General features: G+C 40.2%; 15 protein-coding genes. 2 read left to right on the top strand and 13 right to left on the bottom strand.

The features are described from left to right. Positions 1-8: 8 nt before the first annotated feature. The 4 genes from NV349_RS08945 to NV349_RS08930 form a co-directional block, all read right to left on the bottom strand. Positions 9-260 (bottom strand): hypothetical protein, encoded by a 252-nt coding sequence (locus NV349_RS08945; RefSeq protein WP_271913038.1) that lies wholly within the window; start codon positions 258-260, stop codon positions 9-11. Positions 261-463: 203 nt separating this feature from the next. Next, positions 464-937: an IS200/IS605 family transposase gene (tnpA, locus tag NV349_RS08940; RefSeq protein ID WP_036129052.1), complete on the bottom strand. Its 474-nt coding sequence runs from the start codon at positions 935-937 to the stop codon at positions 464-466. 174 nt (positions 938-1,111) lie between these two features. Beyond that, a complete protein-coding gene (locus tag NV349_RS08935; protein WP_058843727.1) occupies positions 1,112-2,128 on the bottom strand; it encodes an inorganic phosphate transporter in 1,017 nt (338 codons plus the stop codon). A 15-nt stretch (positions 2,129-2,143) separates the two neighbouring features. Continuing rightward, positions 2,144-2,764 (bottom strand): DUF47 domain-containing protein, encoded by a 621-nt coding sequence (locus NV349_RS08930; protein ID WP_004229078.1) that lies wholly within the window; start codon positions 2,762-2,764, stop codon positions 2,144-2,146. Positions 2,765-3,292: 528 nt separating this feature from the next. On the opposite strand from NV349_RS08930, the gene nhaC reads away from it, so the two are divergent. Continuing rightward, a complete protein-coding gene (gene nhaC, locus NV349_RS08925; RefSeq protein ID WP_058843728.1) occupies positions 3,293-4,675 on the top strand; it encodes a Na+/H+ antiporter NhaC in 1,383 nt (460 codons plus the stop codon). Between the two features lie 50 nt (positions 4,676-4,725). Here the strand turns inward: nhaC and NV349_RS23195 are convergent, their stop codons facing one another. From NV349_RS23195 to NV349_RS08915, 3 genes are all read right to left on the bottom strand, one after another. Beyond that, positions 4,726-4,914: a PH domain-containing protein gene (locus NV349_RS23195; RefSeq protein WP_442916448.1), complete on the bottom strand. Its 189-nt coding sequence runs from the start codon at positions 4,912-4,914 to the stop codon at positions 4,726-4,728. Next, complete coding sequence (locus NV349_RS08920) at positions 4,854-5,162, bottom strand: hypothetical protein (protein ID WP_271913035.1); 309 nt, start codon at positions 5,160-5,162, stop codon at positions 4,854-4,856. The genes NV349_RS23195 and NV349_RS08920 overlap by 61 nt, the downstream gene beginning before the upstream one ends. Positions 5,163-5,419: 257 nt before the next feature. Further along, positions 5,420-6,154: an urease accessory protein UreH domain-containing protein gene (locus tag NV349_RS08915; RefSeq protein WP_271913032.1), complete on the bottom strand. Its 735-nt coding sequence runs from the start codon at positions 6,152-6,154 to the stop codon at positions 5,420-5,422. Between the two features lie 230 nt (positions 6,155-6,384). Between NV349_RS08915 and NV349_RS08910 the strand changes: the two genes are divergently transcribed. Then, positions 6,385-7,152: a sporulation protein gene (locus NV349_RS08910; RefSeq protein WP_271913031.1), complete on the top strand. Its 768-nt coding sequence runs from the start codon at positions 6,385-6,387 to the stop codon at positions 7,150-7,152. A 302-nt stretch (positions 7,153-7,454) separates the two neighbouring features. Here the strand turns inward: NV349_RS08910 and ptsP are convergent, their stop codons facing one another. The 6 genes from ptsP to nagE form a co-directional block, all read right to left on the bottom strand. Continuing rightward, positions 7,455-9,167: a phosphoenolpyruvate--protein phosphotransferase gene (ptsP, locus tag NV349_RS08905; RefSeq protein ID WP_271913030.1), complete on the bottom strand. Its 1,713-nt coding sequence runs from the start codon at positions 9,165-9,167 to the stop codon at positions 7,455-7,457. Next, the gene (locus NV349_RS08900) at positions 9,164-9,430 is read right to left on the bottom strand and encodes an HPr family phosphocarrier protein (RefSeq protein WP_036117208.1); all 267 of its coding nucleotides are present in this window, start codon (positions 9,428-9,430) and stop codon (positions 9,164-9,166) included. Before NV349_RS08900 ends, ptsP begins: the two co-directional genes overlap by 4 nt. Next, positions 9,430-10,131 (bottom strand): glucosamine-6-phosphate deaminase, encoded by a 702-nt coding sequence (locus tag NV349_RS08895; protein ID WP_089932438.1) that lies wholly within the window; start codon positions 10,129-10,131, stop codon positions 9,430-9,432. The genes NV349_RS08900 and NV349_RS08895 overlap by 1 nt, the downstream gene beginning before the upstream one ends. Before the next feature lie 24 nt (positions 10,132-10,155). Beyond that, positions 10,156-10,866: an SIS domain-containing protein gene (locus NV349_RS08890; protein ID WP_271913029.1), complete on the bottom strand. Its 711-nt coding sequence runs from the start codon at positions 10,864-10,866 to the stop codon at positions 10,156-10,158. 72 nt (positions 10,867-10,938) lie between these two features. After that, positions 10,939-12,090 carry an N-acetylglucosamine-6-phosphate deacetylase gene (nagA, locus tag NV349_RS08885; RefSeq protein ID WP_271913028.1) on the bottom strand — a complete coding sequence of 384 codons (1,152 nt, stop codon included), beginning with the start codon at positions 12,088-12,090 and terminating at the stop codon, positions 10,939-10,941. 100 nt (positions 12,091-12,190) lie between these two features. Continuing rightward, complete coding sequence (gene nagE / locus NV349_RS08880) at positions 12,191-14,137, bottom strand: N-acetylglucosamine-specific PTS transporter subunit IIBC (protein ID WP_271913026.1); 1,947 nt, start codon at positions 14,135-14,137, stop codon at positions 12,191-12,193. Between the last annotated feature and the right edge of the window lie 152 nt (positions 14,138-14,289).

The raw sequence follows: 14,289 nt of genomic DNA, 5'->3' as shown, positions 1-14,289 counted from the left end.
AATTAACCTTAGAGAGAATCCGCTCCTCGCACAAGTAGGAGTGTTCCCAACATTCTACTAGGTGTAACCTTTACTTTGCGCGTTGTATCCACCGCTATGTTCAGGCTATCCCCTACTTTGAGCGTTCTTTCCTCCACTTTGCTCTTCCTATCCACTTCCTCTCCGCTATCCTCCACTTTAAGCGTTGTATCCACTACTTTTCTCGTTCTATCCTCCACTTTGAGCGTTCTATCCTCCGCTTTTCTCGTTCTATCCTCCACTTTGCTCTTCCTATCCTCTTCCTCTCCTTTATCCTGTTTCTTGCTCTCGCTATCCTTCACTTATCTACGCAAATCAGAACCACCAGTATAACTGGTGGTTTGCTCTGCGCGTGAAACGCTGGGGTACTGGCCCATGTCTAAAGACATTCTGAATGGTCTGCCAACCGCACTCCGTTTTCACACAAACCGCTAAAGCGGCTTACTTATTTTTTCTTTCTCTTGATCTCTTCTCCTGTGAATGGGTCAATGAATTCTTTCATCGTCATTTGATCTTGCAGGATATCTTCTTGTAATTGATTTTTTATATACTCTTGTATCTTTTTCTTATTTCGGCCGACTGTGTCCACATAGTATCCTCGACACCAGAATTGACGATTACCGTATTTATACTTTAAATTTGCATGTCGGTCGAAAATCATTAGACTACTCTTCCCTTTTAAATAACCCATGAACGCAGATACACTCAATTTCGGAGGAATACTTACCAACATATGAATATGGTCAGGACAGGCTGTTGCCTCTATGATTTCTACATCTTTTCTTTCACATAATTGGCGCAATATTCTTCCAACATCTGCTTTAATTTGACCATAAATAATCTGCCTTCTATACTTTGGCGCAAAGACGATATGATACTTACAATTCCACGTTGTATGTGCTAAACTTTTATTATCCATTTATGGTGGCTCCTTTCGTACGAAGTCGGTTGACTAGACCTGACTTTATTGTACGTTTGGAGTTTTTTTATTGTCCATAGCTAAAAGCTTTCCGGAACCCCCTGCATAGCAGGGGGTTTTCAAAGCACACAATAAAAAAAGAATGCACAATTGCTGTGCATTCCTCTTATCGTACTAGAAAAATAAACTTAAAAAATAGTAAATCAAGGCTGCCATAACGGCTGAGATTGGCATTGTGATGACCCAAGTTGTGACGATTTTGCGTGCCATGCCCCATTTAACGCCTTTGACGCGGTGCGCTGTTCCTACACCCATGATGGATGAAGAAATAACATGTGTTGTAGATACTGGTAAGTGGATCAACGTCGCACCAAAGATGATGGAAGCAGAAGCTAAATCTGCCGCTACTCCATTTACTGGGCGAATTTTCATAATCTTACCACCAACTGTTTTGATGATTTTATAGCCACCTACAGATGTACCAAGACCCATCGCTGTTGCTGCTGCAAAACGTACCCAGAATGGGATATCGTCCCCATGGTGTAGGCCGCCCGCGATTAGAGCTAGTGTAATAATCCCCATCGCTTTTTGAGCATCATTTGTTCCGTGTGTAAAAGACTGTAAGGCAGCTGTCCCAATTTGCATGGTACGGAAGCCTTTATTTGTGCGATATAAATTCATATCTTTGAAGATAATCTTCAATATTGTCATCATTAGGAAACCAGCTGCGAATGCTAGCAATGGTGAAAAAATAAGTGCTTGAAGAATTTTAATAAACCCAGCATAGTTCAAAATATCAAATCCTGCAGCGGCAATGGCTGCGCCTGCAACAGAACCAATTAATGTATGAGAAGAACTGGATGGAATCCCAAAGTACCATGTTAACAAGTTCCATGTGATGGCAGATAATAAAGCTGCTAAAATCACTACAGAACCTGTAATATCGCCGTCATAGGCATTTAAAGTAAACGGGTCCACAATATCCTTTGTTAATGCTTTCGCTACCCCAACGAAGGTAATGGCTCCGACGAAGTTCATTACCGCTGCCATGTAAACCGCAGTACGTGGCTTTAAGGCACGGGTTGATACAGAAGTGGCAATGGCATTTGCTGTATCATGGAAGCCGTTAATAAAATCGAACACAAGTGCGAAAATAACGACTAGTATGGTGATTAATAATATCGTATCCATTTCGTACACTCCATCTTACGCATTACGCATAATTATTGTTTCAATTGTATTAGCTACTGTTTGACAGCTATCGGCAATATCTTCAAATTGCTCATAAATATCCTTGAAAACAATCAGACGCATTGGATCTTTTTCCTGGATAAATAACTGCTTCATGGAAGAACGGAAAATTTCATCACATTCACGTTCATTATCTTTAATTTGAATAGCATGTTTACGCATTTCTACAAGCTTTTTACTATTTAACAGTTCCATGGCTTGTACCATTTCATCTGTGCTTTTTGCAATATATGTGAGGAATTGGCGCATTGGCTCAGTCACTTCCGTTAAGTTGTACATATTGAAGTGAGCAATACAGCCCTCCATTCCGTCAATCACATCATCTAGCTTATTCGCTAATGCTAAAATATCCTCACGCTCGATAGGCGTCATAAAAGATTTATTTAGCATCACAATAAGTTCATGAATTAGTTTATCGCCACTTGTTTCATATTGCTTCATTGTATCGGCAATTTCTTTTAACGCATCTATATCTTGAATGCGAGCATTATGTGCATAATAAATACCTTCATTCACGTTTTTTGCGATTTTTAATAATGACTGAAAAAATGGATCTTGCTTATTTGAGTTGAACATCCTGTTCCTCCTGTGAAATAAATATTGTCGATTTCTGAATCATCATAACAAAACATTTACACAATTCAACAAAATTTTAAACATGCAGATGTTGATTTTACAAAAATGTAATATAAATTTTGCCACATTTATTTTTAAGCTGTTTTTCAAGTTGCAAACGTTGGAAATCAAATATTAAAAATCACCGTTTTTTCTTTAAATATAACCGTTTTTTCTGTTATTTTTATAAAAATACTTGAAATAAACTTTTTTTCGCTTATTTGTTTATGATGTGAAATGTTAAGGAATTGTAAACGAAATTTACATGAAAATGCTGGAATTTCATTGTTATTTTTTGTATTTTATCGTACGCGCAAACGTATTCCTTCTTGTTATGCTCGTCCTTAGAGTTGCTTATACAATAAATGCATGAAAACATGTGGGCCTTCTGTTTTCAGTCAATTGACAAAAAATATTAGCGTGCTATAATACTTTTTGGCTTCACCGCATTGAAGCGCAGAAGTATTTATTCGTATTAGGAGGATTCACATGTTTCGAATAGAAGCAAAGAGTAACCCTCGATTTATAGAGGCATTCTTTATTATACTGTTAATTATTATCACAATGGCTTATAGTATTGGCTATTTAAAAGCAGCACCCCACATCCCGATTTTTTTAGTGATTGCCATTTTGCTGGCTTATGGGTTATGGAAGAAAGTATCCTTTCGTGACCTGGAAGGCGGTATGATTGCTGGTGCTAGTGCTGGACTTGGTGCCGTTTTTATTTTCTTCTTCATTGGTATTTTAATTTCGAGCTGGATTATGGGTGGAACGATCCCAACGCTCATCTACTATGGTTTTTTAACCGTTTCACCGAACTTTTTCTTTGCGATTGTTTTCCTTATATGTAGCGTCGTCGGCATCTCTGTTGGGAGCTCGTTAACAACGGTGGCAACAGTTGGTGTGGCATTTATGGGCATTGCTGGTGCGATGGACATTTCATTAACGATCACGGCTGGAGCGATTGTTTCTGGTGCCTTCTTTGGTGATAAAATGTCTCCTTTATCGGATACAACCAATCTTGCTTCAGGTACGGTTGGGGTAGATCTTTTTGAGCATATTAAAAATATGGGCTGGACCACTATTCCTGCTTTCATCATTTCCTTTGTGCTGTACGCTATTTTATCGCCATCTGGTGCTTCAACATCGTTTGAGACCGTGGAGCTATTTAAAGAAGGACTACTGTCGACAGGATTGATTCATTGGTATACATTATTGCCAATTGTTGTCCTTGTAATCATGACCTTTTATAAAGCACCTGCTGTCATTACTTTGGCAGTCGTATCCATTATCGGTGTAGGTCTTTCCTATATGCTTGACCCGTTACCAGCTGCAGATGTTTTCAAAATTCTCTTTGATGGCTATGTCTCTCAAACTGGTAATGAGGAAGTAGATGCCTTGCTAACGCGTGGTGGCATGAATAGTATGCTCTTTACAATCGCGCTTGTCTTACTTGCTTTAACAATGGGTGGATTATTATTTACACTCGGCATTATTCAAAGTATTTTAGGGAAAGTTGAAAGCTTATTTAAAAGTGCTGGCTCCGTTATAACAGGTGCTGCGATTACGGGCATTGGTGTCAATACATTAATCGGTGAGCAGTATTTATCCATTCTGTTAACTGGTGAAGCCTTTAAAGCGCAATTTGCCAAGGTAGGTCTTGCGCCGAAAAACCTTTCTCGTGTCATGGAGGATGCTGGTACGGTCGTCAATCCGCTAGTCCCTTGGAGTGTTTGTGGTATTTTCATCACAAGTGTCCTCGGTATCTCCACACTGGATTATCTACCCTTCACCTTCTTCTGCTTACTAGGTCCCATTCTAACAATTATTTTTGGTTGGAGCGGCAAAACGTTAACAAAGCTTGATCAATAACAAAAGGTAGCTGATCAACACATCAGCTACCTTTTTTAACTTATCTAGCATTACTTGAAATGTTGGGCTTGTGGAATCTGTACATGGGGACATCGCTTTGTTAGCTCACTAAGAAATGCCCATTTATCCTGTGGCAACATCTTTACACTCCCTTGAGCTGGCGTTTGATAGAAAAGTTCTAATCCCTTATCAGCTGTAGAAATCTGATAACCCGTAAATTCGGCAGTTGTAGGAGCAATCTTTGTGATGCCTTGGTACGGGATTTTACTTTTAAATGGACCACTTCTAATAGATATTCTTCATCAAAAACAAACTGAATAGATGTGGCGTACCACCAGACGACGCTTGCTGAAAGAATAAAACACACAGACATAATCATGACCATTAAAGATGTTGCGAAGAGCCACAGTGCCATAGCCGCCATGAGCCAGACCATTAAGAAGCTCAATATAACCGGAACCTTGTTTACTTTTGCAGGATATACCATAACCATTCATCTCCCTTTCACTCAACCATCTTATTAGTAATTACCATGAAGAGACTAATCGGTATATTGCCAGCATCTGCATACGCAAAGATGATGACGTGATATGGTGAAAAACTAAATTTCGTTGCCAAATTGGGTATATGTTTAATCGAAAATCTAGCTCTGCAAAAATCGAGTATATTTAAGATGTCACTTTGGCACAGACGATTTACCTTATTGTTTCCAAGCAAAAACACTCGGCTATGTTCTCTTTATCCTTATAATCCCCAATATGTAATCGTGTCTATCATGCCGACTAATAGTAATAATAAACCAGCAATCATTTGCATACTTCTCCCCATCTTCATGCTTGTCCTTACAATAAGACGTTTGGCATTAAAAACATATAGCAAGAGGAGCATGATTATAAGCGGTACAGCCGTTGCCACGCCAAAAATACTTGGTAGGATGAAGCCATAGGAAGTGCTTGCTACAACGGGCATGAGCCACACAAAGAACAAGACAAACATGGTCGGACAAAAGGCAATCGAAAAACTAGCACCCATCAAAAAGGCACCCAATTTCCCTTCTTTTACTATAGGTGGTAATTTCGATGACAAGCGTTGCAGAAAGGTGAATTTTACTAAACCGATTAGCACGAATCCTGTTAATAGCAGCATTGGTCCGATTGCCTGACGAAAGATTGGAAAATATAGCGTCATCTTCGTTTCAAACGATTGACCCAACAGCCAAGCTAGCAGTCCAAGCCCACTAAAAACAACCACTTTGCCCATCATAAAAAACATAATCTCCTGCAAAATACTGCTCCTATGAAGCGTTCGACTGCCATAAAACGTAATGGCACTCATATTCCCTGTTATTTGACATGGAGCAAGTGCACCTATCAAGTCAAGCAGAACGGCCATCATCCATGCAGAATGCTCATAGCCATGTAATAATTGCGTAATTGGCTCACTAATAAACTGACTAATGGTGGACATCACACTATACATTTCAACACCCTCTATCTTTCATCATTAGGAAGACCTACATTCATTTAGTATAAAAGCTAAATATGAATAATCGGTGCAGAAACCATTACTTACCTTAGTATTCTTACAAAAACAACACGCATTTAAAAATTTCATTTTCCAACTAGTATAGCGAAAAATTTGCCAGTCTTGAAACCTTTTTTCAACACGAGCGTATGTATAGCTAACCATGTCAGTAGGAGGAATGAAAGATGTCTTTTTTTCATAAAGCATTAGCAAGTTTTGGAATAGGTGCAGCAACAGTGGATACAAGATTGGCAAAGGATACTTATCGCGCTGGAGAGGTTATGCAGGGGGAAATCATCGTGCGTGGCGGTCAAATTGACCAACAAGTTGATGCTATTTATCTGTCAGTTAATACGACCTATATTCGCGAGTCCAATGATCATAAACATACAGAGGTTGCTGCTCTACAAAAAGTCAAAGTAACAGAGCCTTTCACACTGGCGGCTGGTGAAGAAAAGGCCTTTCCTATTTCGATAACACTGCCATTTGAAACACCGATTAGTGCTGGTAAAACACAGGTTTGGATTCAAACGGGCCTTGATATTAAAAATGCTGTCGATCCAAGTGATAAGGATTATATTCGTGTGGAGCCAACAACGCTTGCAAGCCATATACTGGATACAATTCAAGGCCTAGGTTTCCGTTTACGGGAAGCTGAATGCGAACAAGCCCCTTCCCGCTTCCGTGGCTACTATCCATTTGTACAGGAATTTGAATTTGTACCAACTGGACAATATAGAGGGCATTTAGATGAGCTGGAAATCGTTTTCCTCTCCCAGTCTAATCATTCAGCGGAAATTTTAATGCAAATTGATCGCAAGGTAAGAGGCATTGGTAGCTTTTTTGCAGAGGCATTAGATATGGATGAACGCTATGTCAGAACAACGATTACGATGCATGACCTACCGACACTGCAAGCTAAGCTTCAGCAAATCATTTCAAAACATGCATAATTCACTAAAAAAGTAGTTGAAGCTTATCTTCAGCTACTTTTTATTTAAATTCTATTTAGAATAGAACTATTATGAAAGGTAAAAATCTACTTATTTTATTGATGTTATGTCTAATCCTTTCTCGATTATTTTGGTAGCATGGTTGATTAGAGTGCAATATAACTTCTACGTGCTCACTGGAAAGGACCCTGGTGGAACGGAAATCGACCCCTAGCCTTGCTATAATGGTTTTTAATGTTATTTTTTAACAATATAAACCCATCTACCATAATTGTGTATAGGTAGATGGGTTTTGGTCTATCTTATTTCACAGCCTGCTTTACTTTTTCCAACACTTCCTCGGCTGTTGCTAATTGGAGGGCTTGTGCTGCTAAAGCTTGCATTTCTGTGGCAGATAATTGCTTTAGCAAGGAGCGTGTTTTTAAAATAGATGCAGCACTCATGGAGAATTCATCTAAGCCTAATCCTAGCAATAGTGGAACAGCAAACTCATCGCCTGCCATTTCACCACACATCCCTACCCATTTTTGTTCTTTATGGGCAGCTTCGATAACCATTTGAATTAAGCGTAAAATGGCTGGGTTATACGGTTGATATAAATAAGAAACCTTTTCATTCATACGATCCGCAGCCATTGTATATTGAATTAAATCATTGGTACCAATGGAGAAGAAATCCACTTCTTTCGCAAAGATGTCTGCCATTACTGCTGTGGCTGGAATTTCAACCATCATTCCGATTTCCATGTCTGAGCTTACAGCAATACATGCCGCTACAAGCTTTTCTTTTTCTTCCAGCAAAATGGCTTTTGCTTCCCGAAATTCTTGGATGGTCGCAATCATTGGGAACATAATTTTTAAGTTACCATATACCGAAGCCCGTAATAAAGCGCGTAATTGTGTACGGAATAGCTCTTGTTGCTCTAAGCATAGACGAATGGCACGATGACCGAGAAATGGGTTCATTTCTTCTTGCAATGGCAAATATGGTAAGTGTTTGTCACCACCGATATCCAGTGTTCGAATAACTACTGGCTTACCCTTCATTCCTTCAATGACTGTTTTGTATGCGGTGAATTGTTCGTCCTCTGATGGCAAGTTTTCTCGACCCATATATAAAAACTCTGTACGATACAGGCCAATTCCTTCAGCACCATGACGCAGCACACCGTCCAAATCACTTGGTGATCCAATATTCGCAGCTAGTTCAACATGTACGCCATCCTTGGACACAGTTTGTTCGTTTACTAATGTAGACCACTCCGCCTGCTGTGTACGATAATGTTGTGCCTTTTCTTGATAATTAGCAATGACATCTGCTGTTGGATTTACAAGCACTTTACCAGATAAACCATCGACGATTAACCAATCGCCATCTTGAATCGTTGTCGTTGCCGTCCCTGCCCCTACGACTGCTGGAATTTCTAACGAGCGTGCCATGATGGCTGAATGGGATGTACGACCACCGATATCCGTAATAAAACCAAGGACATAATTACGGTCTAATTGGGCTGTCTCTGAAGGGGTCAAATCATTCGCAACAATAATCACCTGTTCGTTAATACTGCTTGGATTTGGAATATGTACATCGAGCAAATGTGCTAATATGCGGTTTGTCACATCTTTAATATCGGATGCACGCTCACTCATGTATTCGTTGTCCATACCTTCAAATAATGCCACAAACATAGACGATACTTCATGTAAGGCATACTCTGCGTTAACCGCCTCATCTGCAATTTTTTGATTGATCGGCCCAATTAATTCTGGATCATTCACCACTAATAAATGCGCCTCAAAAATCGCAGCCTCTTCAGCACTAAATTTTTTCAATGTTTGCTGTTGAATGACCACCAGCTCTTGCTCTGCTTTGGCAAGAGCGGCTGCTAAACGTTGTTGCTCAGCCTCGATATCTTGAACCGTTGTTTTCGTGAATGTTAAATCTGGTTGGACAAAACGATATGCTTTGGCAATGGCAATGCCGTCTGAAGCGGCAATACCAGTGAGTTGTGTCATTGTGCAAGCCCCATTTCTGTTATGAGTGTCGTTAAAGCTGTTAATGCTTGCTCTTCATCTTCCCCATCTACAACAAGTGTAAATTGTGAGCCTTGCTTCAAGGCTAATCCCATCACACCTAAAATGGATTTTAAATTAGCTGCTTTTTCTTCTGTACGCACTTCAATTGATGAAGTAAATGGTGTTGCTTTTGCCACAAGTTGGCTTGCTGGACGTGCATGAATTCCTAAAGGATCGACTACTGTAAATTGTTGTGTTTTCATTATATATTCTCCTCTTCTTGTAAGTCTGTCAAAATGATAACGTTTGGGTGTTTGGACAACACACTTGCTGGAACATCTTCTGTATAATCAGATGCCAGCATGCGCTCTAAAACCTCACGCTTAGTTTCTCCCACTGCGATTAACAAAATGCACTTTGCACGCATAATTGATTGAATCCCCATCGTGAATGCCTGTGTCGGCACCTCATCAATGGATGAAAAGAAACGAGCATTGGCTTGACGAGTAGATTCTTCCAATGTGACAAGATGCGTCAAGGAAGCAAATGACGTGCCTGGTTCATTAAAGCCGATATGACCATTTTGACCAATCCCAAGCAATTGGAAGTCTAAGGGATACTGTTGCAGTAAGGCTTCATAGCGAGCTACCTCCACTAAAGGATCTGCTGCTAGACCATTTGGCAAATAGGATGCTCGAAATGGTTTTTGCTGAAATAAATGTTTGTTCATATAATAGGCATAGCTTTGCTCGTGAGTTGCCTCAAGCCCCACATATTCATCTAAATTAAAGCTAATGCAATGTGAAAAATCGAGATCTGTTTTGCAGATTTTAGCATATAACGGTTCCATTGTTCCACCAGTAGCCAATCCAAAAGTTGTCGCCCCATTATTTTTAGCTTCAACGATTGTTGTCACGGCTTGTGCATATAAATCATCAATTGAGGAAAATCTTTTTAATCTCACCGTTCATCCTCCTTCATTCGTGCCTTAAAAATGAATACGCTGACCATATTGATCAATGAGCGCATCGTTATTATTTTTACCTAGATTATTGCTACCAAACACTGGTATATTTGCACCCTGTTCATGCATTAGCTCAATAATTTGTGCGAATAAAGCATTTAATAATGTCGCACCTAAGACGGTGGACACAGGTGCATATTGCAACTGATTAACAGTTAACACACCATCCCCTAATGGAACATGCGTATTCAATACTTCATCGACCACATGCTCTAAACGCTTGCCTGATGGATGTCGTGATGGCTGTTGCTGATACTCCAGTGATTGCAGGGATATGGTTAAAGCACCCGCTTCCTTAGCGTAGATAGCCATATCAATTGGTGCTGGATTATTGGCAGATGTCGAAATGATGATACAAACATCGTGGTCATCAAACTGTAGCTGATCCTTATATGAGGCTAAAAATGCCTGTTTTTTTTCATTTTGCGAGGATTGCCGTGCACCCTGATGCAGCATTAACGATTCAATGTGTATCGGTTTAACAGGCACTAAGCCACCCGCTCTGTAATAACATTCCTGTGCTAATAACATGGAATGACCAGAGCCGAACAGCTGGATAATGCCTCCCTTTGTGAGACGTTCAACACTTTGCTGGGCAACATGTCTAATTTGTTCACTTTCCTGCTGTGCCACCATTGTTAAATATCGATTGACTTGTTGAAAATAGGTATTCATGTTCTATCACCTTTTCATTTCGATCGTTCCATGCTAGATGTTTGCATGCCTTCTGACGTTAACGGTCATCGCCTATTGCATGGCATCATATAAGACCTTGCCTGCCTTAATTGTTTGATAAAGCTTTAAATGTTCATCCATAATCACAGCATCTGCATCATAGCCTTGCACAAGCTGCCCTTTATTGGTTAATTTCAATTGCTGAGCAGCATTGAAGCTTGACATTTTCACAAGCTCCTCCATTGTACATTTCGTAATATGACGCATATTTCGTAGAGCTTGATCCATTTTTAAAATACTACCCGCTAAAGCACCGTTTGATAAATGAGCGCCCGCTTCAGTCACATGAACCATTTGGCCGCCTAAATCATACGCTCCATATGGCATACCCTTTGCGCGCATCGCATCAGTAATTAATATAAGACCGTCTGCTCCCTTTAACCGATAGGCCATTTCCACTGCCCCTTCATGCATATGAATAAAATCAACAATGAGCTCAGCCTTGATGGCATCTAGCAACAAGACGCCACCAACGACACCTGGGTCACGATGATGGAATGGACGCATTTGATTGTATAAATGTGTCCCCTGTGAAGCACCTAATTGAACCGCTTCTTGCATTTGCTCAAATGTTGCATCTGAATGACCAATCGATACGATGACACCGCTTGCAGAAATGCTTTGCACTGCTGCCATGCCATTCGTTTCCTCTGGTGCTAGCGTAATTTGCTTAATTTTATGGCCACTTAATTCCTGCCATTTTGTCCATATAGCCATATCAAGCGGGACAATATAGTCAAGAGGTTGTGCTCCCGCCCGCTCTTTTGAAACAAATGGTCCTTCAATATGAAGCCCCAATATTTCCGCCTCATCTGACTGTGGCTGGAACTGTGCCACATTGGCAATGGCCCGCTCAATTTTGTCATAGCTTTGTGTCATAGTTGTTGCTAAAAAGCTTGTCGTACCTTCTTTTAGTAACGATTGTGCCATTATATGAAGTCCCTCATCTGAGGCATCCATTGTATCCATTTGAGCGGACCCATGAATATGCATATCAATAAATCCAGGCAATAAAAATTTCCCTGAACCATCTAGCTGTTCCACATGATTGACATTGAGCTGTGTAGCAATTTGTGCAATTTTGCCATCCTTCATCCACACATCCACTTGCTCATCTCGACCATTTGCGTTGACCACTGTGATGTTCCGAATTATTAAACTCAAGAAAAACATCTCCTCTTCTTGAACAAGGGCTGTTGAAAAGGTGTCCATTTGCCATTTCCTATTGCCTATGTGTAGCTTTTGCAAACAGCCCTATTTGTTGTTACTTTTTCATTGCAATAATATTGGTAGAGCCCGCTCGTTGATAGCCAGATTTTCCGAGTGTAATCTCTTGACCCATTAAACTTGTGAAAACAACTGGTGTGATCACAGAAGGTACTTGGTCTTTAATCTGATTGATATCAGCCTTTAAAAGCATATCTCCACGCTGAATTTTTTGACCATCCGTGACGAACAGGTCAAAGCCTTTACCATCAAGTTTAACTGTATCTAAACCAACATGAATTAATACTTCCAGACCTGCATCTGATTTCAAGCCAATCGCATGCTTCGTTGGAAAAATCATCACCACTTCCCCATCAAACGGTGCATAAACTGTGCCATCCATTGGACGAATACCAAACCCTGGACCCATCAACCCTGCCGAAAATGCCTCATCTGGCACTTCTGATAATGGCAATAAATCACCTGTCATGGGCATTTCAAAATCATGGAAGTTCGTTGTTTCATTTTTGACTGCTTCTTGCACTACAGACTGTGCTGTTGGCACTTGTGTATTTGTAGGTGCTGGATTGCCTTTTTTCAAACGATCTTTGATAGCCTCTGCTAAAAACTCAACAGATGTACCAATAATCACTTGAACATTCGTTTTACTAATGCGCATTACCCCTCGTGCACCTGTTTGCTTCAATGTTTTTTCATCTACAACATCGGCATCCTGTACAGACAGTCGTAAGCGAGTTGTACAGTAATCCACTTGCTGAATATTCTCTTTTCCACCTAATGCTTCAATTGTATAGTAGGCACGTAAATCAACATCGTCAGAAATGGCAGCATTTGCTTCTCCATCCTCTTCCTCGTCGTCTTCACGTCCAGGTGTTTTTAAGTCTAATTTTTTGATTAAGAAATAGAATACAACAAAGTAAATCGCACCAAAGCCTAAGCCTAAAGGCAGTAAGAGCAATGGTTTATCTGCTAGACCTAAGTTTAACAAATAGTCAATTAAACCTGCCGAGAATCCAAAGCCATCACGGAATCCAACGATATAGGCCACAGCGAGTGCTATACCTGTTAGTACAGCATGAATACCATATAGAACTGGTGATAAGAACATAAATGAAAACTCAATCGGTTCTGTAACACCTGTTAAAAAAGCTGTCAAAGCGATGGAAAAGAACATCCCACCAACGACAGGACGTTTTTCTTTTTTCGCTGCAAAGTACATCGCCAAACATGCTGCTGGTAAACCAAACATCATGATTGGGAAGAAACCAGCTTGGAAATGTCCAGCTGATGGGTCTCCCGCTAAGAAACGGTGGATGTCCCCTTTCACCACTTCGCCCGCAGCATTCGTAAATTCACCAAAATCAAACCAAATGACCGTGTTAATGACATGGTGTAAACCAACTGGAATTAATAGACGGTTGAAGAAACCATACATTCCAACACCAAGTGATCCTGCGCCAATCATCCAATTGCCGACAGAATCAATACCACCTTGAATTGGTCCCCACACAATCGCTAAAATACTAGCTAAAATCGCCATGGTAATGGACGTAATAATCGGTACAAAGCGCCGTCCGCCAAAGAATGATAACCATTCTGGAAATTTCACATTATAATATTTGTTATATAATAAGCCTGCCGTAATACCGGCAATAATACCACCAAACACACCCATATTTAATTCTTCATTAACAGTTCCTAAAACGGCCACTAATACAAGATGAGCAATTGCACCTGCAAGTGCTGCGCCCCCACTGCTATCATGTGCAAATCCCATCGCAATCCCAATCGCAAAAATGATTGGTAAATTGCCAAGTATAGCATTGCCCGAAGCGGCCATAATACTAGCAATGTACTGGATTGCTTCATTCGGTACGGCTCCAAGCATATCCCCTGAACCTAAACGCAATAGTAATGCTGCTGCTGGTAATGTAGCGATTGGAAACATGAGAGACTTACCGATTTTTTGTAAGAAAGCAAACATTATTTATCCCCCTTTGGTATAGTTGTCTAGACCACTTTAGTAAAAAAAAAAGCGTTTTCACTAAGTTGCTATTATTATAGGCGCAATTCAAAAAAAAATAAATACTTTTTTAATATTTCGTGTTGCCCAATAAAAAAACCGCACCCTAATTC

This window comes from Lysinibacillus sp. OF-1, assembly GCF_028356935.1.
Classification (GTDB): Bacteria; Bacillota; Bacilli; order Bacillales_A; family Planococcaceae; genus Lysinibacillus; species Lysinibacillus fusiformis_D.
Note: the sequence above shows the minus strand (reverse complement) of the source record. Positions and strands in the feature narration are given on the sequence as shown.